At 45.1% G+C, this 26,122-nt stretch carries 27 protein-coding genes; 19 read left to right on the top strand and 8 right to left on the bottom strand.

Translation table 11 applies throughout. The annotated features are described in order from the left end of the window. Nucleotides 1–2 precede the first annotated feature (2 nt). Both folE and folM read left to right on the top strand, forming a co-directional pair. Nucleotides 3–641, top strand: coding sequence for a GTP cyclohydrolase I FolE (gene folE, locus ACUALS_RS18490; protein ID WP_269978911.1), 639 nt, complete (start codon nt 3–5; stop codon nt 639–641). Next, nucleotides 638–1,354 (top strand): dihydromonapterin reductase, encoded by a 717-nt coding sequence (gene folM / locus ACUALS_RS18485; RefSeq protein ID WP_454449344.1) that lies wholly within the window; start codon nt 638–640, stop codon nt 1,352–1,354. The genes folE and folM overlap by 4 nt, the downstream gene beginning before the upstream one ends. Before the next feature lie 126 nt (nt 1,355–1,480). Here the strand turns inward: folM and ACUALS_RS18480 are convergent, their stop codons facing one another. After that, entirely contained in the window at nt 1,481–1,819 is a 339-nt protein-coding gene (locus tag ACUALS_RS18480) for a hypothetical protein (RefSeq protein WP_005471376.1), read from the bottom strand. A gap of 156 nt (nt 1,820–1,975) precedes the next feature. Here ACUALS_RS18480 and ACUALS_RS18475 point away from each other — a divergent pair, with 156 nt between their 5' ends. After that, nucleotides 1,976–2,299 carry a Fis family transcriptional regulator gene (locus tag ACUALS_RS18475; protein WP_454449343.1) on the top strand — a complete coding sequence of 108 codons (324 nt, stop codon included), beginning with the start codon at nt 1,976–1,978 and terminating at the stop codon, nt 2,297–2,299. 334 nt (nt 2,300–2,633) lie between these two features. Next, on the top strand, nt 2,634–2,999 hold the full coding sequence (locus ACUALS_RS18470) for a winged helix-turn-helix transcriptional regulator (RefSeq protein ID WP_454449342.1): 366 nt from the start codon (nt 2,634–2,636) through the stop codon (nt 2,997–2,999). An 82-nt stretch (nt 3,000–3,081) separates the two neighbouring features. Here the strand turns inward: ACUALS_RS18470 and ACUALS_RS18465 are convergent, their stop codons facing one another. From ACUALS_RS18465 to ACUALS_RS18455, 3 genes are all read right to left on the bottom strand, one after another. Next, entirely contained in the window at nt 3,082–3,621 is a 540-nt protein-coding gene (locus ACUALS_RS18465; RefSeq protein WP_454449341.1) for a peroxiredoxin family protein, read from the bottom strand. 85 nt (nt 3,622–3,706) lie between these two features. Continuing rightward, nucleotides 3,707–4,363 carry a DsbA family oxidoreductase gene (locus ACUALS_RS18460; RefSeq protein WP_454449340.1) on the bottom strand — a complete coding sequence of 219 codons (657 nt, stop codon included), beginning with the start codon at nt 4,361–4,363 and terminating at the stop codon, nt 3,707–3,709. Nucleotides 4,364–4,512: 149 nt separating this feature from the next. Next, on the bottom strand, nt 4,513–5,097 hold the full coding sequence (locus ACUALS_RS18455) for an NAD(P)H-dependent oxidoreductase (protein WP_454449339.1): 585 nt from the start codon (nt 5,095–5,097) through the stop codon (nt 4,513–4,515). A 377-nt stretch (nt 5,098–5,474) separates the two neighbouring features. Between ACUALS_RS18455 and ACUALS_RS18450 the strand changes: the two genes are divergently transcribed. Further along, nucleotides 5,475–5,741: a low temperature requirement protein A gene (locus tag ACUALS_RS18450; RefSeq protein ID WP_454449338.1), complete on the top strand. Its 267-nt coding sequence runs from the start codon at nt 5,475–5,477 to the stop codon at nt 5,739–5,741. 45 nt (nt 5,742–5,786) lie between these two features. Here the strand turns inward: ACUALS_RS18450 and ACUALS_RS18445 are convergent, their stop codons facing one another. After that, a complete protein-coding gene (locus ACUALS_RS18445) occupies nt 5,787–7,004 on the bottom strand; it encodes an EAL and HDOD domain-containing protein (RefSeq protein ID WP_454449337.1) in 1,218 nt (405 codons plus the stop codon). Nucleotides 7,005–7,271: 267 nt separating this feature from the next. On the opposite strand from ACUALS_RS18445, the gene ACUALS_RS18440 reads away from it, so the two are divergent. Beyond that, nucleotides 7,272–7,520 (top strand): TIGR03643 family protein, encoded by a 249-nt coding sequence (locus tag ACUALS_RS18440; protein WP_052125181.1) that lies wholly within the window; start codon nt 7,272–7,274, stop codon nt 7,518–7,520. Between the two features lie 47 nt (nt 7,521–7,567). Here ACUALS_RS18440 and ACUALS_RS18435 read toward each other — a convergent pair whose 3' ends face one another. The 3 genes from ACUALS_RS18435 to ACUALS_RS18425 all read right to left on the bottom strand — a co-directional run bounded on the left by ACUALS_RS18435 (nt 7,568) and on the right by ACUALS_RS18425 (nt 10,364). Further along, nucleotides 7,568–8,251, bottom strand: coding sequence for a flavin reductase family protein (locus ACUALS_RS18435; protein WP_454449336.1), 684 nt, complete (start codon nt 8,249–8,251; stop codon nt 7,568–7,570). 55 nt (nt 8,252–8,306) lie between these two features. After that, a complete protein-coding gene (locus ACUALS_RS18430; protein ID WP_005471256.1) occupies nt 8,307–8,807 on the bottom strand; it encodes a fasciclin domain-containing protein in 501 nt (166 codons plus the stop codon). Between the two features lie 78 nt (nt 8,808–8,885). Beyond that, nucleotides 8,886–10,364 carry an FAD-binding domain-containing protein gene (locus ACUALS_RS18425; protein WP_454449335.1) on the bottom strand — a complete coding sequence of 493 codons (1,479 nt, stop codon included), beginning with the start codon at nt 10,362–10,364 and terminating at the stop codon, nt 8,886–8,888. Between the two features lie 271 nt (nt 10,365–10,635). Here ACUALS_RS18425 and ACUALS_RS18420 point away from each other — a divergent pair, with 271 nt between their 5' ends. The 13 genes from ACUALS_RS18420 (at nt 10,636) to ACUALS_RS18360 (ending at nt 26,111) form a co-directional block, all read left to right on the top strand. Then, nucleotides 10,636–11,658 carry an ABC transporter permease subunit gene (locus ACUALS_RS18420; protein WP_038217409.1) on the top strand — a complete coding sequence of 341 codons (1,023 nt, stop codon included), beginning with the start codon at nt 10,636–10,638 and terminating at the stop codon, nt 11,656–11,658. Next, nucleotides 11,659–12,702 (top strand): ABC transporter permease, encoded by a 1,044-nt coding sequence (locus ACUALS_RS18415; RefSeq protein WP_005471394.1) that lies wholly within the window; start codon nt 11,659–11,661, stop codon nt 12,700–12,702. It begins immediately after the preceding gene. 17 nt (nt 12,703–12,719) lie between these two features. After that, the gene (locus ACUALS_RS18410) at nt 12,720–14,543 is read left to right on the top strand and encodes an extracellular solute-binding protein (protein ID WP_454449334.1); all 1,824 of its coding nucleotides are present in this window, start codon (nt 12,720–12,722) and stop codon (nt 14,541–14,543) included. 20 nt (nt 14,544–14,563) lie between these two features. Next, entirely contained in the window at nt 14,564–15,433 is an 870-nt protein-coding gene (locus ACUALS_RS18405; protein WP_454450048.1) for an ABC transporter ATP-binding protein, read from the top strand. A 2-nt stretch (nt 15,434–15,435) separates the two neighbouring features. Further along, complete coding sequence (locus tag ACUALS_RS18400; protein WP_454449333.1) at nt 15,436–16,266, top strand: ABC transporter ATP-binding protein; 831 nt, start codon at nt 15,436–15,438, stop codon at nt 16,264–16,266. 41 nt (nt 16,267–16,307) lie between these two features. After that, nucleotides 16,308–17,144, top strand: a complete 837-nt coding sequence (locus ACUALS_RS18395) for a hypothetical protein (RefSeq protein WP_454449332.1) — start codon at nt 16,308–16,310, stop codon at nt 17,142–17,144. A 23-nt stretch (nt 17,145–17,167) separates the two neighbouring features. Beyond that, the gene (locus tag ACUALS_RS18390; protein WP_454449331.1) at nt 17,168–21,118 is read left to right on the top strand and encodes a zinc-dependent metalloprotease; all 3,951 of its coding nucleotides are present in this window, start codon (nt 17,168–17,170) and stop codon (nt 21,116–21,118) included. Between the two features lie 213 nt (nt 21,119–21,331). Then, a complete protein-coding gene (locus tag ACUALS_RS18385) occupies nt 21,332–22,033 on the top strand; it encodes a response regulator (RefSeq protein ID WP_454449330.1) in 702 nt (233 codons plus the stop codon). 22 nt (nt 22,034–22,055) lie between these two features. After that, nucleotides 22,056–23,363 carry an ATP-binding protein gene (locus ACUALS_RS18380; RefSeq protein ID WP_331402013.1) on the top strand — a complete coding sequence of 436 codons (1,308 nt, stop codon included), beginning with the start codon at nt 22,056–22,058 and terminating at the stop codon, nt 23,361–23,363. A gap of 131 nt (nt 23,364–23,494) precedes the next feature. Beyond that, the gene (locus ACUALS_RS18375) at nt 23,495–23,869 is read left to right on the top strand and encodes a nuclear transport factor 2 family protein (RefSeq protein WP_038137150.1); all 375 of its coding nucleotides are present in this window, start codon (nt 23,495–23,497) and stop codon (nt 23,867–23,869) included. Nucleotides 23,870–23,888: 19 nt separating this feature from the next. Further along, nucleotides 23,889–24,389: a flavodoxin family protein gene (locus tag ACUALS_RS18370; RefSeq protein ID WP_039624472.1), complete on the top strand. Its 501-nt coding sequence runs from the start codon at nt 23,889–23,891 to the stop codon at nt 24,387–24,389. 13 nt (nt 24,390–24,402) lie between these two features. Then, nucleotides 24,403–25,143, top strand: coding sequence for an SDR family NAD(P)-dependent oxidoreductase (locus ACUALS_RS18365; RefSeq protein ID WP_039480321.1), 741 nt, complete (start codon nt 24,403–24,405; stop codon nt 25,141–25,143). A 233-nt stretch (nt 25,144–25,376) separates the two neighbouring features. Next, nucleotides 25,377–26,111, top strand: coding sequence for a beta-ketoacyl-ACP reductase (locus ACUALS_RS18360; protein WP_454449329.1), 735 nt, complete (start codon nt 25,377–25,379; stop codon nt 26,109–26,111). Nucleotides 26,112–26,122: the final 11 nt, after the last annotated feature.

Below are 26,122 nucleotides of genomic sequence, written 5' to 3'. Positions count from 1 at the left end.
CAATGTTGACCAAAGAAGCTGAAAAAGTACGAAATGCTCTACTCTCCAGAGGGCTTGAAACACCGATGACAACAAGCGAAATGAGCAGTGATCAAAAGTACAATCGCATTAAAGGACTATTAACGGAAGTTGTGAGTACGCTTGGGTTGGACTTAACCGATGACAGTCTCGCTGAAACGCCTCACCGGATCGCGAAAATGTATGTCCATGAGATTTTTTCAGGGCTTGATTACGACAACTTCCCTAAAATCAGTGTCATCGATAACAAGATGTCCGTAGACGAAATGGTCAAGGTTTCGGACATAGATTTAACCTCAACTTGCGAGCACCACTTCATCACGATCGACGGTCTAGCACAAGTCGCCTATATACCGGAATCTAAGATACTTGGGCTATCGAAAATTAACCGAATCGTTCGATTTTTTGCCCAGCGACCTCAGGTCCAAGAGCGTTTAACTCAACAAATATTGGTGGCGATACAGACGCTGGTCGAGACTGAAAACGTCGCAGTGACCATTAAAGCGACCCATTACTGCGTCAAATCAAGAGGAGTCATGGATGCAAACTCTGAAACCTCAACAACGGCACTCGGGGGCATTTTCAAGACCAACCCTCAAACCAGAGCAGAGTTTTTAAGATGAGTAAGACAATTCTAATAACCGGAGTGGGAAAACGTCTTGGCTTTGCGTTGGCGCAGAAGTTGTTGTCTGATGGATACCGCGTGATCGGTACTTACCGAAGCGATTATCCTCAGCTGCAACGATTGCGTGACGATGGGGCAGACCTGCAGCAGGTAGACTTTTATCAACATAGCAGCGTTGAGCGTTTTCTTGATTATGTCGGTCAGGAGTATAAGTCGCTAAGGGCCATCATACACAATGCGTCTGACTGGAAGGCGGAGAATAAAGAGAACCCGAACGAGAATGCGTCGCAAATTATGACCCAGATGATGACGGTTCACGTTAGCGTACCGTACCTGATCAATTTGACACTCAAAGATCAACTCATGTTTGGCGACAACACTTCAGACATCATCCACATCAGTGACTACGTGGCAGAAAAAGGCAGCAAGAAACACATTGCGTACGCTGCAAGTAAAGCTGCTCTCAATAACTTGACGCTTTCCTTCTCTGCGATGTTGGCGCCAAAAGTGAAAGTGAATACGCTTTCTCCAGCCATGATCAAATTCAATGATCATGATGATCACGCATACAAAGCCAAGGCGCTACAAAAAGCGTTGCTCCCAAGAGAGGCAGGTTTTGAAGAAGTGATCGATGGGATTAAATTTGTCCTAGGTAGCCACTATATGACTGGAAGAATTTTGCATCTTGACGGTGGGAGACACTTGAAGTGAAAGTCTTGTCATGAAAACGATGCTTATCGTTTTCTATGCTAACTGACTCTTAATGCGTGTGTGAGTTGTTACCAAAAGCGAGCCTAGCGCTCGCTTTTGAGTTCTATACGCTAAGGTGAGTGACGCCTAATCCATCCGGGTAATAAAGGTTTGCTCGTCATCAACAAAAGCGACAAAGCCACCGTGATAGATAAACACTCGACCGCGCCCCTCAACCAGACAGGCAAGCTGAGGATTCAAATCTTCTTCGATGTCCTTGCTTTGAAATGTGCCCGTATCAGTGATCACACCACTGAGTTTAGGCAGATACCCATAAGCGCGCTTGGCTTGATCAATCAAGCTCAACTCGCTGGTGGTAGAAAAGTAAGAGGGAATGGCACCGGCTTCTTCTATGAAAAGAGGCTTCAGCTCTTCAAAAGCGGTAATCACTAGCCAGTCGATATCGTTTACGCGATGAATAAACATAGAGTGTCTCAATAATTCTGATGGCGCGATTTTATCACTATAAGGTGAGCTAAGAACAGTTTCGTCAATAGGGGAGTGAATAAAATCCTCCGCCCAATCTTGTTCAAGACAATGTAGACTTGGACCCTTTCAAAGTTTAAAAACGGAGTTTTCTTTATGCGCAAATCAGATAAGAAGGTAGAGAACCTCATTAGAGAGGTACTGACTGACGTTTGTGAAGATACATTGAAGGGCTACGATGGCTTCCTATGGGTGACGCATACCGTCAAATACGCTGCGTTTCCGCAAAGCCTAGAAATCGTCTGCGTATTTGAATCGGACCAAGACCGAGCCAGTTTTCTCGCGGGCGAGGGCCAACAGCATGTCTCCACAACTATCCAAAACGCATTTAGTAAAGCTGGTGTGCAACTAAAAAACGCGAGCAAGCATATTCGCTACGATGTTCAGCAAAGTCGTAATGGCCGCCGACAAAGAAAGTGAATGAAGTGTTGTTGGGGGAACTCATTTGTGCCCCAAAATGAGTTATAGCCATGTATTGTGACGAGAAAAGATAGTCGAATTGGCCGAAGAAAAACTACTAGTACATTCTATTTATGGAGACTTTTACGTTGGTTGATTCAGCTCATTATGAACTAGGTTACTAAAAGTATACTAATTGTATTCAAACTCTAGGTAACTAAAATATACCGTAAGACGCTCGCCATTCGGTAACTACCCTTACACCTATTCGATGTGAGTATTCAATCACTATGAGTGACGTTTTTATTGTCAGAGCTGATTAGCTACGTTACTTCTCAAAATGACGCGGAGCTGTATGAAAGCAAAAGTTGAAGTTGATCCAAAAGGGCGTAAGAGCGTTGTTGATGCTTGTAACGAGCCTTGTGCGATCGAAAAAGGCATGAGGATTTTGGGTTCCAAATGGAAGGGCTCCATCATCTACCATCTGAAAGATGGCCCTGTGAGATTCAATGATCTTTCCAGAATGTTGGGCGGTGCAAGCAAGAAGATGGTCGACCAGCGTCTAAAAGAACTAGAAAGTGAAAACATGGTAATACGTCGTGTGCTCAATGAAAAACCGCTGGCAGTCAGCTACGAACTCACCGAGTTTGGACGCAGTGCGTTAACGATTCTCGATGAGTTGAGAAAATGGTCTGAAAGTAACAATGTGCAGCTAAAATAGTGTGAGCAACATTCATCCATCTCCCTCTTTTACGTAACAAGGCAACCAATATGGTTGCCTTGTTGCCTTTCGAGCTGAAGATTCAATAATCTAGCGTGCCACGGATAGGGTAGTGGTTTTCTGGGTTACGAATCCATGCCAAACCTCGGGTCAGTGCACCGAGCTCAGGTCTGACAAACGGGTTATTGGACAGGTCAACTACGTGTAAGTTGCCGTGTTCATTGATCACAAACAACCCTGGCTCTGAAAAGTTATGGTCGGTTTCAGCTTCGGAGCGTGGTTGCGATATATAAAGCCCCAGAGTCTTCATTTGCTGCTCAGTAAGACCATAGGCGATTGGAAAACTGATATCGAGCTTTTCTAGGTGTTGCTCCAATTGTTGCTTCGAGTCAGCAGAGACAGCCAGAATATCAACGCCCGCCTCACTAAAGGCCTGCTTATAGGTCTCAATTTCATTGAGGTACTTGGTGCAAAGTGGACAGTGTTTGCCACGATAGACAAACACCGCTTGCCATGTTGCATCACCTTGAGGTTGACCTAGCTTGACTTTGGTTCCATCAAGCTTTGTTGCCTCTAATGTAGGAAAAGCGTCACCCGCTTTGAGTTTTTGTGAGTATGTCATCTCGGCTCCTGGGATTGAGGTCACAACGAGTTTAAAAAAGATATGCCACTAAAAAACAAGTTGCAACCAGTATACTTTTAGTAACCTAGCTTTGATTTGTCTGAGCCATTAACTCAGTTAAGATCTGTTTGTAGCCTTCTACGGGATGCGCCCCTGAAACACCATGTTCTCCATTAAAAATCACCGTTGGCACACTCGATACGCCCATTTTTTGCCATTGTTTCTCTGTACTACGGACTGAACTGCGTCGTTGTGCGTCATTTAGCCAACGCATTCCTTCTTCTGGGTCTAGGCCCACAGAAACTAGCTCTTGCTTAAGAACTTTATGGTTAGAGACGTCTTTCTGCTCACTGAAAAAGGCGGTAAAGAAACGCAATTTTAGTTCAGTTTGCTTGCCCATACTCTTGGCGTAATCAAGCAAAAGGTGTGCGTCAAAGGTATTCACCATCTTCATTTCATCAAAGTAGTTAAACTTGAAGTCATGTTCAGCGCCAATGCTGGCGATACGAATGCGCGCGTTTTTACTTTCCTCTGCGCTACTTCCATATTTACGAGCAACGTGATCTCGAAGGTTTTCACCTTCGGCTGGCATATCAGGGTTCAGTTCAAAAGGCTGCCATTCAATCTCGATGCGATCTTCAATTCCAAGCTGTTCGAGCGCTGCTTTTAAATGGTTGTATCCGATGATGCACCACGGGCAGACGACATCACTGATAATGTCGAGCTTAATTGTATAGTTCATATGAGTTTCCTACTCAAAGCACTGTGCTCACGTGGCAAACAGTGCTTTGATTTGCGTTTACTTATTTTTGACAGAGTTACAAGCTCTTTAGGCTCTTATGGGCCGTTTATGGATTGTAGTCAGTAAATTCAGTGCTCATGACTCCATTCTTAGAAGTGTGCGTCTAGGTGTGCTTCAAAGCGAGCAAAGTCGTTCTCAATGTCTGCGTTTTTCATCACGTCGTAGCAAGCAAACGTTGGCAGTTCAGTCATGCCAAAGAAGCGGAAGTTTGCGTGCATGTGGAACATCAAATCATCAACACTGCGACCATGAAATAAGTATTCGCTATCATCATTAAATGATTCTTCTGGTGCATTGAATGTGAAAGAAAGCATGTATTTGGTATTGGTGCGAGTGCCGCCTGTTCCATAATTTTTCTTTGGTTCTTCAGGCGTTCTGCCATCAAAGGCACATAGTGCACCTCCCATCCCCGCAGTGAATACTTCATCCATGTACTTCTTGAAAGACCATGGGATGGTCATCCAGTTGACAGGTGACTGAAGGATCACTCGGTCGGCCCATTCAAAGTTCGCCAGTTGCTCATCAACTACGATGTCATCTTGCATTGTAACTACACGCACTTCGTGGCCCTTAGATTCTAACTGGGTGCGAGCTTTCTCAACTAAAGCCGCATTGAGTTTGCCTTCAGAAAATGGAGATGGTTCGTGTGCGTTAATGATTAGAACGTTACTCATGATATTAACCCTTCAATATTGGATGTTTACAGAGCGAATAATGATTTCGCTGTCTTGCGGTTTATTATGGTTACCTGCATTTCTAGTGCAATTAGTTAACTTTTAGTAACCACCATGAAGATCGATTAAAGTATGTTTAAGTCTTTGTTTAATCGTAATTTAATTTTTTAAATGAAGTAGGATATGAGTGGGTAGGCGTGGAAAGGTTACCAAAAGTATACTAATTGAAATTATTGAGGGGTTAACATACTGAACACAACATGCGGCTTAGCGCAGTGATTTTGTAAAGGGCGTAAAATTATGGATTTAGCCAAAAGAAACATCCATTATGGCGTAAACCCAAGCATCAGCTAAATGCGTAGACCTGCAGTGATCATGTGCACTGTATAGAGATTTTTTACGATTTGGCTCATGTCGTATCGATTTTCGTGCTGGGAAATTACTTGAGTCATCACCTTGGCATTACCGGATTCACCGTTTTTGCGTTGCTATTTATCGTGATTTGGTCTGCATGGTTTGACATAAGCCTTTTTAAATCGATTTATGTCAGCACTGATGTACAACACCGTTACATTATGGCGGCGCAGATTGCCACAATAATGATTATGTCATCCGCTATCGTGCATATTGGTGGTGCTGGGTAGCTCAATGCAATCTAGCATCATAAACAGTTAAACCATGGCACAAACCTAAAACACATCGCAAATCCAAAGGTCGCTTTCGACGGCAAGTGCGATGATGTCGTTTTCGGATAGACGCAAGTGTTTTGCAATAGGTTCGATGCTTACCCAATCGTTGGTCTCAAGCCATTTAGTGATCTGCAATGTGGCGCCGATCTTTCCTGAGTGGTGTACCAACGCACTGGTAATCGCGGAGTCTAGCTTCAAGCTTTGGCCAATATCTTCAATGTTCATATCTAACATGGCATCGGTTAAAGAGAGCAACCCTGTCAAATAGGCTTGTTCGGCTAAACTCTCTTGGTTTAGATAGCGCATGGTCAAATACATAAGACGTGCTCGCCTTAATGCAAACAACTGAAGGACTGGCGGCTTTTCGCTGCCTAGTTGCGAGAGTAGAGCATAGGAACAGTACTTAACCACTTTACTGTCGCCAAGATAAGCCAGCGCCTGTTTGACACTGGTAATTTCACCGACCAACCCCGCATTATTGACGTACCTAAGTAGTTGATAACTCAAACTTGCACTTTGATTGATTACATTAGTGATTTTGTTGTAATCCAATGGTGTTGATGCGATTAACTTGGATAGACTGACTAGCGTTTCAGTTGAAGAGCTCAGCCTAGTACGCTTGATAAGTTGAGGCTTAGTAAAGAAGTAGCCTTGGAATAGTTCAAATCCCCACTTTTTAGCTGCTTCAAACTCGTCATAGCTTTCCACTTTTTCTGCTAAAAAGCGGATGTCGTAACCTTGGAGACTGCGAATGGTTAGCCCGCATTTTATCATCGACATGCTCTGAATATCGAACTTAATGATGTCAATCAGAGGGTAAAAAGATTGCCATTCATCGCTAGGGGTAAAGTCATCCAGTGCCAGTGTGTAACCTTGTGATTTTAGGCCGCTTAACACTTCAAACAATTCTTCTGTCGGCGAGCAAGTCTCGAGTATTTCGACAACGATAGCTTGTGGAGGGAAGTCCATCGCCGCGCCATTGAGCAGTGAATCGTAGTCAAAATTGATGAAGGCAGGCGTTTTGCCCAAAAGCCCCACGATGTCACCCAAAAAGTGCTCTGCATACATTCTAGCGGTTGCTTCTGTGTCAGCGACACCTTGTGGATAACGATTGGCCATGCTGTTTCGATACAGAAGCTCATAACCAAAAACGTTACCATCAACCTCAAGGATAGGTTGCCTAGCGATGTAGGTGTTGGTGTCCAAATTTGTTTGCATGCTTGCAACTACCATTGTTTTGATTGTATTAGCAGTTATTAATATAACTAAAAATAAGTCACTTTTGTTACAAAAATATTTCACGCGCCAATTTGTTCATTTCTTAACTATAGCGAATAGCAGAGCCAACGATGTAATCGCTTCACATTTGGGCTCGCTCAACATTAAAATTTTAGGTTGCCTTTGACACATTGATTGGACGCAGGAGTGAACCGAGTCCAGCCTTTTACCGTAATTAAATCACTATTAACCAATAGGACCGATCAGATGTTAAAGGGTGACGAAGTATCTCGCGTTATTGAGATGGCATGGGAGGACCGAACGCCATTTGAGGCGATAGAAGTTCAGTTCGGGTTAACAGAGCCTGAGGTGATCCAGCTAATGAGGCGCAATCTAAAGTCTAAGAGTTTCAAGCTATGGCGAGAAAGGGTGTCTGGGAGAACAACCAAACACATCGCACTGCGGAGTCGTGATGTCATCAGGGGTTACGCGCCCACGCAATACAAACATCGTTAACAGGAAGGGGCACGGATAGCGTTTTCGCGCCCCCAATATTCTCATTATTAATCTGGCGCTAAGGCTCGCCAAGATGAGGGTTCTCCCTCTTTGGTGAGGGGAAAGAGCGCTTTGTCTGGTTTGGCATAACTCAAACGGTGAACGCGCTGGGTGACGTGATAGCTGTCCAAGCCAGAAATAGTGACGAGGTCTAGAGCTTCGAGGTCAACGTAACCGTCGGGCATGATGACCTGCTCTGGCAAACTTACGTGAACGACTTCCCCAATCACCATTTCCGTATCGTTGCTATTAATGATGATGTGCTCACGCAGTTCTAGCGCCATTTTTAGGGGACTTTCCAAAACAAACGGGGCAGAGATGTTGTCTTCATAATGGGGCGTCAAACCAGCTGCGTTGAATTCTGAAACGTTTTTAGGATAACGAGCAGAGGTTTGGTGAGCTTGCTGTGCAAAATCAAGCGCTATTGCATTGATGGTGAAACTGCTTGTACTCAAAATATTGTCTAACGTATGTCGTTCCACTTTGCGCGGTCGAACAATAAAGCCGAGCAGGGGTGGGTTCGAGCCCATATGGATCACAGAGCTGACAACCGATACGTTTTCATTGCCTTGTTCATCGCGTGTACCGATTAAGTTGGCACTTTTATAGCCCGACAAACAGTTGATAAGCCGGGTGCGTTGCATTTTTTCGAGCGCTTCAATGTCAGCGCGGGTAAATGTCTTATTGTGCATATGAATTGGGCAGCGAGTCGCTGCCCTCCTATTATTGACGGGTTGGTACGAACGTTTACTTCGGCATAATCACAGTATCGATGACATGGATGACGCCATTTTTAGCTTTTACATCTGTTGCGACAACATTTGCGTTGTTAACCATGACCTTATCGCCCATCACTTTCACCATCACGTCTTGGCCTTGTACCGTGGTTGCTTTGTCTAGCTTAACTACGTCTGCTGCCATCACTTTACCTGATACAACGTGGTAGGTGAGGATAGAAACCAACTTGTCTTTGTTTTCGGGTTTAAGCAGCATTTCTACAGTACCGTCTGGCAGTTTCGCAAACGCTTCATCAGTGGGTGCAAACACGGTAAATGGGCCATCGCCTTTCAATGTGTCCACGAGTCCCGCCGCTTTAACGGCAGCAACTAGGGTGTTAAATGAACCATTGCCAACAGCAACGTCAACAATGTCTTCCTTTTTCATTCCGTGGTCGTGAGCTTGCGCTGGCATTAAGAATGAAAAGAGTGCGAATAGTGCAGTTGTGATAACGAGAAGATATTTACTCATGGTATGTTCCTTGTAGGTGAGGGTACCGAATAATCCCTGTTAAAAGTGAAAGCTTGTACGCGGCTATTCTTAACTCGATCAACTGTGTTTCGGTTTTCCGGCTCGAATGTGTCGTTTTAAGATGCGATAGCCTTCCGAGACGACAGCGGGCTCTTTCTGCCAAGACCATAGACGCTCTCTAGCCTCACGGGCGCAGTTGTCTACATCAATGATGGGGTTCAGATAAAGGCTCTGCTTAGGAATCTCGTACATCATTATTTCCATCGGTGTCATTTTCCATGGTTCGAACAACAGGGGAGCGGGAAGGGCAGCAAGCTCAGGTAGCCACTTCTTTATAAAGTGACCATCAGGGTCGTGTTCTTGGGCTTGCTTGGTTGGGTTGTAGATACGAACGGTATTGATGCCAGTAACTCCAGCTTGCATTTGAAACTGTGGATAATGAATCCCGGGTTCGAAGTCGAGAAACAGCTGCGCAAGATGAGTGACGCCGTCACGCCAATCTTGGTTCATATGATGGCAAAGTACACTGACGAGCATGGCTCGCATCCTAAAATTTAGGTAGCCGGTATGATGCAAGCAGCGCATGCAGGCATCGACCAAAGGCAAACCAGTTGTGCCTGTTTTCCAAGCCTTCAACATCATTTCGTCTTTGCGTGTGCTTTGAACGATCAAGGGTTCGTAACCTCTGTTTAGGCAACGAAACTCCATTTCTACTTCAGACTCAAACTTTTGCATAAAGTGACAATGCCAATGTAAGCGTGAAGAGAGAGCAATTGCACTGCGTTTAAAGCCCTTTAACTGCCAGTGTTGCAACAGGTACTGATAAACTTCCCGCAGTGATACATTGCCCCAAGCGAGATAAGGCGAAATACGGGTACATGCGGACCTAGACAGTGAAGGGCTCGAAATGCGGCGGTAGTAGTCTTTACCACGTCGACGAAAAAAATCATCTAGTGTTTTCCAAGCGAGTTGACTGCCGCCGGTTTGCATGCCGTTAGCTTTGCCTTGCCACTCAAGAGGGGGCGAAAAGCGCATGTGTGGTTCTATCCCTTCGAGGTTTACCCAGCGAGCGTGATCGAGTTGCGGCTCGGCTAGGGGCGCGCGCATGAATGTGTGCCAACGCTCGTCCCACTGCTGGCGAGTTTTTGCCCCGCGTAGTACTGCCCCATGTTGATACTCGTGCCATTGAATTCCGTTGGATGTAAACCAAGCAGCGAGGCGTTTATCGCGTTCAAAGGTATTGTTTAGGCCAATTTCTTGATGGGAAAAGACCCTCCCAATCGAATAGTGATGAGCTAGAGACTCAAAACACTGTGTCGCATCGCCAAACAAAATATTCACCGACGAGCCGAATCGAGAAAGTGTCTCATTGATGTCGTCAAGAGATTGCAGCACAAACCGCCAATGACGCTCTGTATAATGAGGGTCATTAAGAAGAAGGGGTTCAAAGATGTAAATGAGCGCGAATGGCGTGCCATCTTGAATCGCATCATGTAACGGTTGATGGTCGGTGAGCCTTAAATCTCTTTTTAACCAGACTAGATTGATTGATTGCATTTGGGACCTCGTTGAGTTCCCTGGTTTTACGTATTTTTAGCCCTCTGTTGTCACTTTGGTTTAAAAATAATTCCGTGCGGCGCTGCCAGTCTGTAAGCCTTGTGCTCAGAAGGACTTTGAAGATATTCAAACACATAGCATTGGCTTTTATGACATGTTGTTATGTGTAGATATATTGTATGTAAATGTAGTGAAATGTAACCATTTGACTACTTAATATGTTTGTTTATATTGGCCGACCATCGCTTTACACGGAGTTTGGCTAGTAACAATGTTTGCATATTTAATGAAACGCTTGGCGTTAGTTGTACCAACGTTTCTAGGTATCACTATCTTGATATTCGCGATTACGCGCTTTGTCCCCGGGGGCCCTGTTGAACGAATGCTGGCGAATATGCAGCCACAGGGAGATGCGGGTGGAGCGAGTGTGGTTGGCCAAAATTCAGCCCTGTCTGAAGAGCAGATGGCTGATCTCAATAAATTCTACGGATTAGATAAGCCAGTAACAGAAGCTTACATAGATTGGTTGACTCGATTAGCGCATTTTGATCTGGGCGAATCTACGCGTTACTACGAGCCTGTTACCGATATGATTTTCGAACGCCTTCCAGTATCACTTTTGTATGGTGGCGTTACGTTTTTTGTTAGCTACTTCATTTCAATCCCACTTGGTTATTTCAAAGCGCTCAAACATGGCAGCGTGTTTGACTCCGCCTCTTCAATAATGATTTTTGTTGGCTACGCTTTACCCGGCTATGTGGTGGGCGTTCTGCTTATTACACTGTTTAGCTATCACTTGGAATGGTTTCCGATGGGCGGGTTCGTCGGGGAAGACTTTGATGACTTAACCACCGTCTACGACCAAATGATAGACATCGCTTGGCATGCGGTACTTCCGTTAATTTGTTATCTGATCGGCGATTTCGCGACGCTAACCATGACGATGAAAAACAACTTAATGGAGAACCTCTCTTCAGACTATATACGCACTGCGATTGCCAAAGGGTTGCCTTTTCGCAAGGCCGTACGTAAACACGCGTTGCGTAACAGCTTAATTCCTATCGCTAGTCACTTTGGTAATTCACTACTTTTCTTTATGACTGGCTCTTTCTTGATAGAAGTGATCTTCGATATTAACGGCATCGGTTTGCTTGGTTACGAGTCCATTGTCGAACGTGACTATCCCGTCGTGATGGGGATTGTCGCCATTAATGCGTGTATTTTGCTATTGGGCAACATTCTCTCGGATGTCTGCGTTGCGCTTGTCGATCCTCGCGTGAAATTTGGAGCTTAAATGATGACTGTGAATCCGTTAACACTTAAGCAAATCAAACGATTTAAAGAAATAAAGCGTGGGTACTGGTCATTAGTTCTTCTGGCGTTGATGCTCATGCTCTCTTTGTGCGCGGAGCTTTTGATCAACAGCAAAGCTTTGATGGTGAAATACCAAGGCAACTACTACTTCCCCGTTGTTTCTGATGTTTATGCTGGGAGCGATTTTGGCTTAGATTACGCGAGTGAAGCCAACTATCGCGATCTGCAAAAACAGTTTGAAATCCGTAATCAGGGGGATTTCGTCATATTGCCTATGGTGCCTTGGAATCCTTATGAACAGGACTTTTCCGGTGATTTCCCGCCCAACGAGCCGAGTGCAGAGAGCCAACACTACCTTGGAACCGATGTCATTGGGCGCGACATCCTGGCCCGATTGGTCTACGGCTTCAGAACCGCGATGGGCTTTGCACTTTTAACGATGGCGATTTCCTACGTGATTGGAGTGTCAGTCGGTTGTGCAATGGGCTTCTTTGGCGGCAAGTTTGACTTGATTGTCCAACGCATTATTGAGACTTGGTCAATGGTGCCATTCCTTTATGTGATTATGATTTTAGTCTCTATCGCTCAGCCAACGTTCTTCCTCTTCGTCTTGATCAATGTGACCTTCGGCTGGATGGGGATCACCTGGTACATGAGAACCATGACGTACAAAGAGTCTGCTCGTGAATACGTGATGGCCGCGAAAGCGCTTGGGGCATCGACATCTCGCATTATCTTCAAACATATTTTGCCAAATACGATGGTGATGATTGTGACACTTGCTCCGTTCACGATAGCAGCCAACATCACCGCATTGACGGCACTTGACTATTTAGGGCTAGGTCTTGTCCCTCCTACACCAAGCTGGGGCGAGCTACTTCAACAAGGAAAATCGAACCTTGATTCACCATGGATTGTGACGTCAGTCGTTATCGCCATTGTTTCTGTATTGGTTATGGTCACATTCATTGGGGAAGCGATTCGCACGGCGTTCGATCCAAAAAAATATACGTTATACAAATAATAATTAAGGAAGCAGTGATGATTAAAAAAGGACTATTAGCCTTGCTGATTAGCGGATCGGCCTATGCAGACGTGCTGCCTGAAAACTTGTTGTGGCACACGAATTGGGATGACCCTATTTTTTCTTCGCCGGAAGCGACACGTGGCGGCACATTGCGCAGCTATATGCTCAGTTTTCCTCAGACCTTGCGTTCGGTAGGGCCCGATGCCAACTCTGGCGTACGTTACTATTTGATGGACGGTGCTCCGAAATTGGCGCAACGTCATCCAGATACAGGCAACTGGATTCCTCAGCTCGCTAACGAATGGGCGTTTGGCGAGGACCAAAGAACGGTTTACTTCAAGTTAAATCCTTCGGCTAAATGGTCAGACGGCAAAGCAGTCACCGCAGACGATTATCTGTTTATGCTGACTTACTACCGTTCTAAAGACATCGTTGACCCTTGGTATAATGATTTCTTTCAGAACTCGATTTCGAGTGTTGAAAAATTCGATGACTACACCATTTCAATTGAACTGTCTGAGCCAAAGAGTAATGACGAACTTATGTCATTACTCAATACGCCAAGCAATGGCGTTCAACCCCGTCCTAAGCATCATTTTGCAAAGATTTCTGATGCCAACGGCGACGGCATGGATGACAACTTTGTTCGTAAATACAACTTTAAACCAGAACCAACAACGTCTCCTTACTACATAGACAAAGTGAAGAAGGGGAAAAGTATCACCTTCAAACATGTAGGGGCCGATTGGTGGGGTTACGAGAATAAGTACTATCAACATCGCTTTAATGTCGACAAGTTACGACTAAAAGTGATACGCGATAACGATATTGCGCGCAAACATTTTGAAAAAGGGTCACTGGATACCTTCGCGATGGTGCTTCCTCATTTGTGGCATGAAAAAGCGAACACAGAACCATTTCAAAGAGGATTTATCCATAAGTTTTGGGGCTTCAATCAAACGCCGCAAGGGGCTGGAGGGCTGTGGATCAATACCTCAATGCCATTGCTTAGCGACATTAATGTACGCAAAGGTATTACTTACGCCACAGATTTTGATGGGATGATCAAAAACGTGCTTCGTGGTGACTATTCACGTAAACCGCACGCGATGGGATTCGGCCATGGGAAATATGACTTAGCGTCGGCAACACCACCAAGTTTTGACCCCAAGAAAGCGGCTCACTTTTTTGAGCAAGCGGGATTTAAACAGATTGGCCCTGATGGGATTCGAGTGAACGCAGAAGGTCAGCGACTCAGTTTCAAGATCACTTATGGCTACACCATCTGGACGCCGAGAATTGCTTATCTAAAAGAGCAAGCGAAACAAGCTGGGGTGGAATTTGATTTGAACCTTGTTGATGGTTCGGCTGCGTTTAAGTTCATTTTAGAGAAGAAGCATCAGTTGGCTTTTCTCAATATGGGGGGCGGCGATATCCCTGCATACAAGGAGTACTTCCACTCGAGTAATGCGAACAAACCGCAAACCAATAACCACACCAACTACAGCACGCCAGAGTTAGATCAAAAAATAGCGGCGTTTAAGTCTGAGTTTGATGTGGAGAAAAAACAGAAACTGTCGCGCGACATTCAACAAGATATTAGTGATGCCTATGTCATTGTACCGGGCTACATGGTGCCATACACACGAGATGCCTATTGGCGTTGGATTAAGTTCCCAGCTAACCCGATGACGAAGAAAACTGGCGCCATGTTTAATATCTTAGGCACGAGCAACTTCTGGATAGATGAAGATCTAAAGAAGAAGACGCTTGAAGCCTACAAGAAAGGGGCTTCCTTTGAGCCAGTCACCATCATTGATGATAGGTACAAGCTGTAATGTCGAAACAAGTCTCTGAAATAAAGCAAGATGTGATTTTGCAAGTTCGCGATCTGGAGGTGGAATTCGACACCGATGACGGCGCGATAAAAATCATCAAGGGCGTCTCTTTTGATGTAAAAGCCGGAGAAACACTTGGTCTTGTGGGTGAATCGGGTAGCGGCAAGAGTGTTACCTCTATGTCAATCATGGGACTTTTACCTAAGCCCTATGGGAAGGTGACTGCTGGCCAAGTGCTGTATCGTGGTGAGGATTTAACCTGCGTACCAGATACGGAAATGTACAAGATGCGTGGCAACCGTATCTCAATCATCTTTCAAGACCCGATGACAGCACTGAATCCTGTACAGACGATTGGCAAGCAACTGGTCGAAGTACTTGATTTGCACCACGGGCAAATGACCAAACAAGAAAAGGTCGATTATGCAGTCGGTCTGTTGGATAAGGTGCGTATTCCGTTACCTGAGCAACGATTCAATGAGTATCCGCATAATTTGTCTGGAGGGATGAGACAAAGAGTGGTGATTGCCATGGCGCTAGCTTGCAAACCCGACCTATTAATTTGTGATGAACCCACAACGGCACTTGATGTAACCGTGCAAGCGTCAATCCTAGAGCTAATGCGAGAGCTCCAAGAAGAGACTGGGATGGCGATGATTTTCATTACGCACGATCTTGGTGTGGTCGCCGAGATATGTGATCAAGTTGCGGTTATGTACGATGGTCGAATTGTCGAAACCGCTGAAATTTTCGAACTGTTTGATCACCCAAAGCATCCGTACACACAAAGATTGCTTTCATTGGTCCCAAGTTTGGATGGTAAGCCGAAACAGACTATCCAGATCAACCCGATTGATGTGACTCAATTCCCCGAGTATCAAGGAGGTTGACGATGAATGAAGTTCTAAAAATTGACAATATCAAACAACACTACTCGTCAGGAAAAGGCTTATTTCGCCAAGGCTATGTGATTAAAGCGGTGGATGGTGTTTCTTTCTCTGTTGCACAGGGGGAAACGCTGGGTTTAGTTGGAGAATCGGGGTGCGGCAAGAGTACACTTGGGCGCACGATTCTAAAGCTATATGAGCCAACAGAAGGGCGCATCTTTTTCGAAGGAAAGGACATAACGAGCTTATCATGCAAAGACATGAGGCCACTTCGCAAAGAGATGCAAATCGTTTTTCAAGATCCCCTAGAATCGCTAAACCAGCGACACACTGTGGGTATGATCTTGGAGGAACCGTTCATTATTCATGGGGTCGGTTCGCGAGAGCAGCGAAAAGACTGGGTGTTAGAGTTACTCGATAAAGTGGGTTTGCCTCAGACAGCAGTGAACCGATACCCGCATGAATTTTCGGGAGGTCAGCGTCAGCGTATTGGGATTGCCCGAGCTATAGCGCTGAAACCTAAATTACTGATCTGTGATGAGTCCGTTTCTGCATTGGATGTTTCCGTTCAAGCTCAGATTCTAAACTTATTGCTAAAAATTCAAGGAGAGATGAATCTAGCCATTATATTTATCTCCCATGACTTGTCGGTAGTTAAGCATGTTTCGGACCGAGTCGCGGTAATGAATAAAGGAAAAATTGTAGAAATGGGTACGGTAGAAGAAATATATTCCTCCCCAAAAGATGAATATACGAAGAAATTACTTGACGCCATTCCTATTACACACCCATCGCAGAGGAAATATATCAGCGCAAGGAAGGTGGTTAATCAATAAATATCTAGATTAAAACGGAACTTTATTTTCAGAAGGACAATATGAACAATCGCTACTTATTACCAGCTATGCTGCTGGTGGCCCCCTTTTGCGCGTCGGCAAATGATTTGCAAGACAGTTGGAGCGATGATGAGTCGAGCCGATGGTCTGGTTACATCAGCGCTAACTATTCTCGCAATGGTTACAGGGATGGCGCAACAAACGCCAATCGTTCGGCTTCTGCAACTGGGGTTATTCGCTACGCATTTGAGGACAACTCACGCTTGCAGTTGGTCGTCTCGGGGTATCATCAACAAGATGGTGACGTGTATGGGACGAAAGGCCAGTTCTGGAATGACACCTCGATAGGCTACGCAAGAAATGGTCTGTTTAATCCAACAGAAGGTTCAACGGTAAGTGGAGAAGTACGCGCTATTTTGCCGACTTCAAAAACATCAAGGAGGAATGATTTAAAACTAGGGACAAGACTAAAATTACGCTGGAGCGCGGCTTTCGATGAGTGGTTAGAGGGTTTGTCGCTGAGTAATACATTGTTGCTTAGAAAAAACTTTCATGAATATAAGACGGCAGGTGGATATCAACTTATTGAATATAGGTTGAGCAACCAGTTCTCAGTCGATTATGTATTTGCAAAAGATTTTTACTTCAACATCTATTTAATGCCAAGGCAATCTTGGGATTACAACGGAAATACGTTTGATCCCGACATGATGCATGGCGAAGAAATAGGCTATCAGTTCAATGAAGACATTTCATTGGCAGTGGGCATGACTAACGGAATTAGCTATTACGATCCTGAAAAGGGCTCTAGCCCTATCAATGATCTAATTAACTTAAAGAAAACAACTTATTACGCATTAGTTAGTTATCAGTTTTAAAATAAAAATAATACAGGTGAAAAATGTTTAAACACGCATTGATTGCTGCCAGCATAGCCGCGATATTAAGCGGGTGTGGTGCTGACGACAGAGCATACGACACGTACGAAAAACCTTCTCAAGAGATATCCGTTCGCTCTCTTGATACTGAATCACTATGGATGTACATGCCATCTACCGGAGAAGCGCCACGTTACGCTCTCACTCAGCGTGGTTTCTTCCAGGGTGATCCAAAACTCGTCACCTTAAGGTTTGATGAGTTCAACGGGATTTATGTTGAAGAAGTGGATCGCGACAAAGTAAATGTCGATGACCCAAGCCGCTGGGACTCAGAAATTAACCGAGCGCCTGTGCTCAAAATTCCTGGTGAATTTCGTCAGTATCGCTGTGCGGAAAACAGCTACGGCGAATGTACTAACAAAGAAGAAATCAACCAAGACGAAAGCCTAAGTTGGAAAGAAGCGACCCACTTTGTCCCGCAGTATGAAGCCATTAAAACACTTTCTCAGGACTCTTTGAGCGCTTGGTACACAGCAAGTAACGTTAGCGAAAGCGCAGAGCCGCGTTTGATTTCCTACGAGTACAACGCAGAAGAGGGCGTGATAAACGTCGAAGTGGAGCGTACGTTTACAGCGGCTGCAGAAGATCAGTACCAGTTTGGTGGTGACTTTAGAAACCTATCTTTTAAAACGCGCTTTTTCTACTCCTTGGTTAAGTTAGACAAATTAGCCAGTGAAGATTACGAGCCTGTTCTCTACCAAGGGCAAGACAGCGCCTACTTCGGATTCTTTAATGACTCTAAAGAAGTGAAAACACACACTGGCGAAAGTAATGTTCAAGGGTCTCGTTTCTCTTATATAAACCGTTTTAACCCAAACAACGACACGATTGATTACTACTTGAGTGACAGTTATTTCGACGAAGGGAATGAAGAGTTTCTTGATCTAACGATCGACACCATTCGTGAAGTGAACCAGACACTTGAGGATACAGGCGTACCTACGATTAAAATCGTCAACCCGTCGTCGAAAGCAGGGGTTAAAACCGGTGACTTGCGTTACAACGTGTTTAACTTGATTGCTGATCCTGTGGACAATGGGCTGCTCGGCTACGGCCCTTCAGCGACCAACCCGCTGACAGGTGAAATCATCCATGCTCACGTTAACCAATATCTAGGGGTTATTCGCTCGGCGAGTCGTTATACATGGAACGATCTCGCCATGCGTTACAACCGCCAAGAAATCGAGAAGCTCGAACCGACCGTGACTAACACGGCTGATACAGGATCGGATGATACCGATGCACCCGTAGAAAGAACGGAAGTGGATGACTTTAGCGATATGATCGCTGATGACCGAGGTCCAGCTTTTGATGTACCTACGATGTCAGATGATGAAATCAGCTTCATTACCGCAGGTAAGCTGGGTAATGGTTTACCCAAAGCAGATATGGATTTTAGATTCGATACAACCAACTCAGATTTAGCGGTTCAATCTTTCTATAAACGCCAAGACATGCTGAAACGTTTTTCAGAACAAAACGTTTATAGCTTAGACTTTATGTGGCTGAGTACCCAATCGAAAGGCTTGGTTAAAGGCATCGATTATGAAGAGGGCGATTTCTTTGTTGATGATGCCCAGACAACGATGAAAACTTGGGACGAGTTGAACCTAGATCAGCAGAAAATGGCGAGCTTAGCGATTTCTAAGCACATGTTTAAGTCGACTCTGATTCATGAGCTAGGGCACAACTTAGGTCTGCGTCATAACTTTATGGGTTCAACCGACAAGAATCATTTCTACACGGTGGACGAACTCAACGCTCGTGGTTCAGACGATAAGCCAGCAGCTTACAGCTCAATCATGGATTACGGCGCGTCGATATTTGATGAGCTGCTAACGTTCGGTAAATACGATAAAGCTGCATTGCGTTTTGCTTACGGCCGTGAGCTCGAGCTTCAAGAACCTGACTTCTTATATGATGCAGACAATAAACCGCTACCTAATCTAGATAGTACAGGTGTGCAAAAGCGAAAAGTGATTTCACTGGATAAATACGACAAGGCAATGACAGAAGATTATCGTGCGTATCCAACAGGCATTGTAACTCACATTCGTCAAAACGCAGACAAAGAGGGTTTAACCTCGCCGTTGGTTGATTATCGTTACTGTACTGACGAGCACACGACGACCAACTTGATGTGTGATCGCTTCGATGAAGGTACCAGTTTAGAAGAAGTGACCCAGTTCCGTATTCAGCGCTACCATGATAGTTATGAAACAATGAACCGTCGCAATGGTCGTGAGTGGTTTAGCCAGTATCACCAATATACTTACTTCCTTACTCGATTGGATCAGTTCCAAAAAATTCGAGACATCGTAGAGAACGTGGGTGAGATCGATCATATGTTTGCTCGCTACCTAGGTGCGGATACGACCAATAACAATGGTCTGGTCTTCGAGGAAATTGCAGGCAATAACTGTGTCGATTGGCGAGGAAACCCGGTCGATCTAGATACGCTTTCTCCAGCGGTTCGTCCAATTTGTGACACTTACCATGCCGCTAACTTGGCTGCTGACTTCTTTATAGAAGTGCTGACAGCGCCAGACAAAGTGTGTGAACTGGTAGAGCTAAGCGGCGTTGAAGGCGTGCCGAATCGTTATCGCTTTGCACCGTTATCTGAGCTATGGCAAATCTATCAAGGGGCAATGTCACCAGACCGTGATGTACCGTCTACTTGTTATGATGAAGAGCTTGTCGAGGTGCTGGAAGGTCAGCGAAACAAAGTTGTGGTTCGTTCTGAAACGCGAGATGGAAAGATTTGGTCTAGTTTAAAAGCGAACAATCCTTATCAGACGTCATCGTCATCGGTTGATCTATTGGGCGTATGGCCAGACAAACTGCTTGCCGCGCAAATGTTGGTTCGTCGCGACTCGCCATTTGTTTCGACAGAAAACTCAAGCCTAGCGCTGATTGATATGTCGGATAAAGTGACTCACCTCTACACCTATCTCTCGGACCTTGCAGGGCGACCTGAAGCGCGCCAAGCGATCTTTGTCGATAAAAATGGTGACTATGTAGAGACTGTGAAACGCTATACACCGCCAATGACCAAAACCATTGAAGCGACGCCATCATACTTGTGGCCTATGAAGCGCTACTTTGGTTTGGGTGGGGATGAAGCCTTTGTTTATTGGACTGAAGGTGAATACCAAGACACCCGTGTACCGTACTTTAGCGCATTGCTAGAGAACCTAAACAAGTTCAGCCGAGCGAGAGAGTACGGTCTGAGTGACTCTTCCAAAGGTTTGCGTGATGCTATTCATGTTAACTACGCGAACAGTAGCTATAGCGATGAAGATGGCATTAACTTCACGTGGAAGGGGACGCGTTACTCCATCTCGTCTCGCAACACTCTTGCAAGAGCGATGGCATCTCGAGCGCTATACCTTGAAGAACAGAAACCACAGCTAGAGCAGCTTAATAACTTGCCGTACCCAGTGAGAAATGCGCTCTCTGTGTTTAGGGAAACTCGTGATAGGAATGAAGCTCGAATTATTGCTATCGGTGATAAAGATGCGCTTGTCGCGCTAAGAGATACGACTGGCTTTGCTCGTTGGACTATGTATGACAAACAGTTCGTCAAATACGAAGAAAATGGCACTGAATGTCTGCGCTTTAAAGTAGACGGAGAGACAGAAGAGCAGCGCTTACAGCGTAAATGTAACCTTCAATCTCGCCTAGAAACGGTTCAGAACAGCGCAATTGGCAAGTTCGAAGAGGAAGATCACGAGCGTATCTTTAACATCGCACAGGTGTTTGGTAATCAAGTTGTAGAGAATAATCTTGTTCCGCGCTTTGCTGAGAAGAAAGATGTTTATGATTACGACCCTGAGCTGTTAAGACTGTGGAGCACCAATGAATACGCGATGTATCGTCGAGCATTCGAACAGTTCCCAATCTATGATGACTAAACCGTCATAACTCAAACCGGCGACCTATTTAGGTCGCCGGTTTTTTCTTTCAGAAAATTAATCCTTTAGAGCGATTTTAAGCTGCATCTCGCATAAATTATGTGATATACCAATATGACTATCAGTTACATAATGGATTTTTATTTGTAGAGCGAACAAGCACGACACGGATAAAAAGCTAAAGCGATAAAAGTTTGTGAGTAAGAAGGAACTATGACAAACCCAACCCTCGTGATCGTTGAAGATGACCCAATTTTGAGTGAGATGTTGCAGGAGTATTTTGAGAGTCAATCATTTGATGTAGTGACCATCTCTGAAGGGACATCTGCCGCTGAGCAAATCTTATCAATTCAGCCTGACATTGTTTTGCTTGACCTCATGTTGCCAGAGGTTGATGGCCTGACTATCTGTCGTCAATTGAGAAACAAGTTCTCCGGTAAGATCTTAATGTTGACCGCCAGTGATGATGACTTCGACCACGTCGCCGCCTTAGAGACAGGTGCAGACGATTTTATCAGTAAGCCTGTTAAGCCGCGTGTGCTTCTTGCACGGATCCGAGTGCTGCTTCGCAGAGTCGTGGAATCTGAAGCAAACTCAGACGCGAGCAATGAATTGAGTTTTGGTAAGTTAACGCTCAACAAGTTAACCAAAGGATGCGTTCTCAACGGTAAAGACATCGCGATTGCCGAAAGTGAGTTTGAATTGCTGTGGTTACTTGCGTCGTCGCCTGAGCAGGTGCTATCACGAAATTATCTCACTCAACAATTGCGTGGGGTCGATTATGACGGCATTGATCGGTTCATCGACAACAAAATCGTTGTTCTTCGAAAAAAGCTCAACGACAACACCATTCCTCCGAAAAAAATCATCACCGTTAGAGGCAAAGGTTATTTATTTGTCCCTGAGCGCTGGTAATCACTAACCAAAAGCCGTCGATATGCGCCGCATTTATTTTGAGTATTTGATTGGGCTAACCGTTATATTTTTGGTTAGCATTTATTCTTATGCCTTCATCGTTTACAAGCTCAGTACTGATTACGAATATATATTGAGAGATCATCAAGCAGAGGCCTATCAGCAATTGCTCGATGTCATTTCATCGGTCAAAACAGAAACGGAAACACTTGATATTATTCAAGCGTATGCCGATAAAACGCGCCAAAACCTTAGAGTGGTCGATTTATCGAGTGCTCCACAACTTGTTCAACACGTATTTTCTGACCCCAATATAAACAGTTACTACTATGATGAAGACTATCTGTGGTTTCGTTTGAGTAACAGTCGCACTCTATATGAGTTGAGCGATAACAAGGACTCTTTCTTACGCCAAAAAATTCGATTCGAAAATCGACTAATTTGGGTATTTGCAATTACGGGTTTTGCACTCAGCGGGCTGTTTTTGGTCTGGAGAATCAAGCGTCGCCTAAATAACCTTGAACAGGTCACAGTCTCGTTTTCGAATGGTGACCTTTATCAACGCGCATCAGAGAAAAACAGCATCAAGCTAGGGACGTTAAATAAAAGCTTTAACGTAATGGCGGATAAGATATGTGATTTGATCAACAGTAATAAATCACTGACCAACGCGGTCGCTCATGAGTTACGCACTCCCATCTTTCGCATTCAGTGGCAAGCCGATATCCTCAGCGATTTAGAGTTGCCTGCTGCTCAAAGTAAGGCGGTCGCGCGCATTATTGCCGATACCGAAGAGATGGAAGATATGGTGGATGAGCTGCTTTATTACGCCAGATTAGAGCGCGGCGGGTCAGAGTTGCAGTTGCAGTCGATCAATATTAATGAGTGGCTGCAAGAGCGATGTGAATTCTGGCGAAAAGAAACGCGTTTGGAATTGGTCCACGTTGTTTCCGCGATTCCTGTAGGGCTAAATGTTGATTTGAAGCTTTTTAATCGTGCAGTGGACAATATTGTGCGCAATGCCTTCAAGTTCGCACGAACCAAAATTGTGATTGAAGTATGGTCAAGCGATGAAGACGTTGTAATTGAAATTCATGATGATGGAAAAGGTGTAGGCTCTGAGCACTGGCCGTATCTATTCGATCCATTTTACAGCGCGAATGCCGCACGAAATAAAGGCAAAACTGGACACGGCCTTGGTTTAGCAATCGTGAAACAAGTTTGTGATCATCATGGTGCGAGAGTTTCCGTGGCCGACAGTTACTTGAATGGCGCTTGTTTCTCTCTCAGTTTCCCGCGTCAGCGCGCTCGCTCGGTTGATGAGCGTTAACGCTAGCCAGCGTGTTTAATACGAGTTGCATCGTTTGTGGGGTCAAGGTTGTTGTTTTATTTCAACCGTTTGCATACATAAAATAAACAGGGCATTATCGTTATAGTGAATTGACCCAATTGAGAACGCGTATGCAGATTTTGATAGAGCAGGAAGTGGCATTACATCAATACGAAATTCGTCAAAATAAGCACGAGATAGCACGCCTCATACATCCTTCCTTTAAAGAAGTTGGCAAGTCAGGAACAAGTTTTGACTATGCTGACATCCTCGAGATGATGGGTAATGAAAAGCCTTGCCTTGGTCATATTCACTCGCAAGATTTTGAAACCATTCAGCTCGAACCCTCAATTCAACTTCTCCTCTATAAAACGGCTTGGATCGACAAACTGGGCACCAAAGGCCACTATGCTAAGCGATCGTCTATCTGGGTTTTTACAGGGGAAGGTTGGCAACTGAAATATCATCAAGGCACGCCTTGTGCTGAGTTTGAGCTAGTCACCTAATCGGATGTAAGGAGGCGGTATGAATGTCGCAGTGGTGTTAGGAACGTCCAAATCGGATGGCAATACACGTCGCTTGGTCAACGAGTTTGTTTACCAATCGGGCGCGGCTCTGTTTGATTTGTCTGAGCGCGAAATCTCATACTATGATTACGAACACAGAAACCGCATGGACGATTTCTTGCCTCTAATCATCGAGTTAAGCGAGTTCGATCATATCGTGTTTGCCTCTCCCGTCTATTGGTATTCCATGTCAGCGCAGTTGAAGGTGTTCTTTGACCGACTCTCCGATTTACTGACCATAGAGAAACAACTCGGCAGACGCCTAAAAGGCAAGTCCATTTCCATTTTATCGACTGGCTACAATACCGAGTTGCCGGAATGCTTTATTGAACCTTTTGTTCTCACGGCTAAGTACATGCATATGGAATTTAACGGCTGGACTTACGCAGCGATTCAGAGTGAAGTGGATCTCGCTGCGCTAGAGGCAGTGGCGGAAATGGCACTGCATAAAATTCATTAAGCAAGGAGCATCAATGAAGAAAACAGCGATCGTCACGGGTGGTTCAAAGGGCATTGGACTTGAAGTGGTTAAACGTCTCATCGAGCAAGGTGTTCAGGTCATTACGTGTTCACGCAACAAAGCGCATTGGTTGGAACAATGTGACGCGTTCCCAGCACTGCAAAGTGTCGACTATCTCGCGCTTGATATCTCAATTGAATCCCAACTTAGGGATTTTTTTGATTACGTTGAGCGTCAATACGGTCAACTTGATTTCGCCATCAACAATGCCTCTCCCGCGATTGGTTCGCTAGGCGAGTTTGGCAGTGTGGCACTGGATGATTTGAAAAACACATTGGATGTGGATTTTTGGTCACAAGCCTACTGTTTGAAGCGAGAAATTAGCCTGATGGGTTCTGGCGGCGCGATTGTGAATGTTAGCTCGGTCAATGGCATTAGACCTACGCCCAATGCGGCGATGTATAGCGCGGCGAAACACGCACTTGAAGGTTTAACGCGTTCTGTGGCACTCGAAACGATCAGCAAAGGGATACGGATTAACGCGGTGGCGCCTGGTGTGACGTGGACACCGCGTTGGCAAGAGAGAGAGCGTGAAGATCCGGGCATTCGTGAGCGAGTCAACGACGCCGTGCCATTAAAGCGTTTTGCACACACTGGTGAAGTTGTGGACGCCATTGAATTTTTGCTTTCAGATAAGGCAAGTTACATCGTTGGGCACACTTTGGTTGTCGACGGTGGTCTATCGCTCGCCTAATGGTTTTTTCCTGATTTTTCTCTAACTCCTAGTGTGACAGTTAAAAGAAATAGTGCGCTAGGACTCGCAATTTTCGTCACTATGTCTAAGCTCCTTTAAGGGCAGGGCTGCGGTTTAGTTCGTTCCAGTGCTGCCTTTCTCCAACTCAATCACACCGAGAGGCACAAGCTAAGTGTCCATTTTGCACGCTAAAAGTCAGTCAAATAAACGTAAACGAGTTAAGGACTAAGGAAATGTTTAACAACAAAATTTGCCTAGTGACAGGCGCAGCCCAAGGAATCGGCAAAGCAGTAGTGGAACGATTTGCCGAGCAGCACGCTCAAATGGTCTATGCGATCGACATGAATGAGCAAGCGTTACTCTCGGCATTTGAAGGCCGGACCAATGTAAAACCGATTGTGATGAATATTTGCGACCGCGCTGCGGTATTCGAGTTCATCGAGCAGGTAAAAGCGGACGTGGGCAAAATCGATGTATTGGTCAACAATGCGGGCATTACCCGAGACGCATTGATCGAGAAAATGACCGAAGATGAGTGGGACGCGGTAATAAACGTGAACTTAAAAGGTGTGTTTAATCTGACTCAGGCTGTTGCCCCGATCATGATGGAGAACAATGCAGGCTCTATCGTAACCATGTCTTCGGTGGTCGGAACCGATGGCAACATTGGCCAAAGCAATTACGCAGCGACCAAAGGCGGGGTGATTGCAATGACGAAAGGCTGGGCAAAAGAGTTTGCGCGAAAAGGCGCACAAGTCAGAGCGAACTGCGTAGCCCCTGGCTTTGTTCAAACCCCAATGACTGAAAACCTCCCAGAAAAAGTGTTGGACATGATGAAAGCGAAGACGCCGCTCGGTCGGATGGGAACGCCAGAAGACATCACCAATGGCGTAGAATTTCTTGCCAGTGACAAGGCCAGCTTCATCACCGGCCAAGTGCTTAAGATTGATGGCGGACTGGTGTTGTAGTTTAGTTTGAC

The organism is Vibrio sp. NH-7, assembly GCF_053643215.1.
The sequence above is the reverse complement of the archived record's forward strand: the minus strand, read 5'-3'. Positions and strand labels throughout refer to the sequence as shown.

What these genes read in the sequence shown, in the direction of transcription:
- ACUALS_RS18415 (WP_005471394.1), top strand. Translation starts at nt 11,659, where the DNA reads ATGATGACTGTGAATCCGTTAACACTTAAGCAAATCAAACGATTTAAA.
- ACUALS_RS18395 (WP_454449332.1), top strand. Translation starts at nt 16,308, where the DNA reads ATGAACAATCGCTACTTATTACCAGCTATGCTGCTGGTGGCCCCCTTT.
- ACUALS_RS18435 (WP_454449336.1), bottom strand. Translation starts at nt 8,251, where the DNA reads ATGCACAATAAGACATTTACCCGCGCTGACATTGAAGCGCTCGAAAAA.
- ACUALS_RS18465 (WP_454449341.1), bottom strand. Translation starts at nt 3,621, where the DNA reads ATGACATACTCACAAAAACTCAAAGCGGGTGACGCTTTTCCTACATTA.
- ACUALS_RS18440 (WP_052125181.1), top strand. Translation starts at nt 7,272, where the DNA reads ATGTTAAAGGGTGACGAAGTATCTCGCGTTATTGAGATGGCATGGGAG.
- ACUALS_RS18455 (WP_454449339.1), bottom strand. Translation starts at nt 5,097, where the DNA reads ATGAGTAACGTTCTAATCATTAACGCACACGAACCATCTCCATTTTCT.
- ACUALS_RS18420 (WP_038217409.1), top strand. Translation starts at nt 10,636, where the DNA reads ATGTTTGCATATTTAATGAAACGCTTGGCGTTAGTTGTACCAACGTTT.
- ACUALS_RS18380 (WP_331402013.1), top strand. Translation starts at nt 22,056, where the DNA reads ATGCGCCGCATTTATTTTGAGTATTTGATTGGGCTAACCGTTATATTT.
- ACUALS_RS18370 (WP_039624472.1), top strand. Translation starts at nt 23,889, where the DNA reads ATGAATGTCGCAGTGGTGTTAGGAACGTCCAAATCGGATGGCAATACA.
- ACUALS_RS18410 (WP_454449334.1), top strand. Translation starts at nt 12,720, where the DNA reads ATGATTAAAAAAGGACTATTAGCCTTGCTGATTAGCGGATCGGCCTAT.
- ACUALS_RS18390 (WP_454449331.1), top strand. Translation starts at nt 17,168, where the DNA reads ATGTTTAAACACGCATTGATTGCTGCCAGCATAGCCGCGATATTAAGC.
- ACUALS_RS18400 (WP_454449333.1), top strand. Translation starts at nt 15,436, where the DNA reads ATGAATGAAGTTCTAAAAATTGACAATATCAAACAACACTACTCGTCA.
- ACUALS_RS18460 (WP_454449340.1), bottom strand. Translation starts at nt 4,363, where the DNA reads ATGAACTATACAATTAAGCTCGACATTATCAGTGATGTCGTCTGCCCG.
- ACUALS_RS18375 (WP_038137150.1), top strand. Translation starts at nt 23,495, where the DNA reads ATGCAGATTTTGATAGAGCAGGAAGTGGCATTACATCAATACGAAATT.
- ACUALS_RS18425 (WP_454449335.1), bottom strand. Translation starts at nt 10,364, where the DNA reads ATGCAATCAATCAATCTAGTCTGGTTAAAAAGAGATTTAAGGCTCACC.
- ACUALS_RS18480 (WP_005471376.1), bottom strand. Translation starts at nt 1,819, where the DNA reads ATGTTTATTCATCGCGTAAACGATATCGACTGGCTAGTGATTACCGCT.
- ACUALS_RS18475 (WP_454449343.1), top strand. Translation starts at nt 1,976, where the DNA reads ATGCGCAAATCAGATAAGAAGGTAGAGAACCTCATTAGAGAGGTACTG.
- ACUALS_RS18360 (WP_454449329.1), top strand. Translation starts at nt 25,377, where the DNA reads ATGTTTAACAACAAAATTTGCCTAGTGACAGGCGCAGCCCAAGGAATC.
- ACUALS_RS18385 (WP_454449330.1), top strand. Translation starts at nt 21,332, where the DNA reads ATGACAAACCCAACCCTCGTGATCGTTGAAGATGACCCAATTTTGAGT.
- ACUALS_RS18430 (WP_005471256.1), bottom strand. Translation starts at nt 8,807, where the DNA reads ATGAGTAAATATCTTCTCGTTATCACAACTGCACTATTCGCACTCTTT.
- ACUALS_RS18470 (WP_454449342.1), top strand. Translation starts at nt 2,634, where the DNA reads ATGAAAGCAAAAGTTGAAGTTGATCCAAAAGGGCGTAAGAGCGTTGTT.
- folM (WP_454449344.1), top strand. Translation starts at nt 638, where the DNA reads ATGAGTAAGACAATTCTAATAACCGGAGTGGGAAAACGTCTTGGCTTT.
- ACUALS_RS18445 (WP_454449337.1), bottom strand. Translation starts at nt 7,004, where the DNA reads ATGCAAACAAATTTGGACACCAACACCTACATCGCTAGGCAACCTATC.
- folE (WP_269978911.1), top strand. Translation starts at nt 3, where the DNA reads ATGTTGACCAAAGAAGCTGAAAAAGTACGAAATGCTCTACTCTCCAGA.
- ACUALS_RS18365 (WP_039480321.1), top strand. Translation starts at nt 24,403, where the DNA reads ATGAAGAAAACAGCGATCGTCACGGGTGGTTCAAAGGGCATTGGACTT.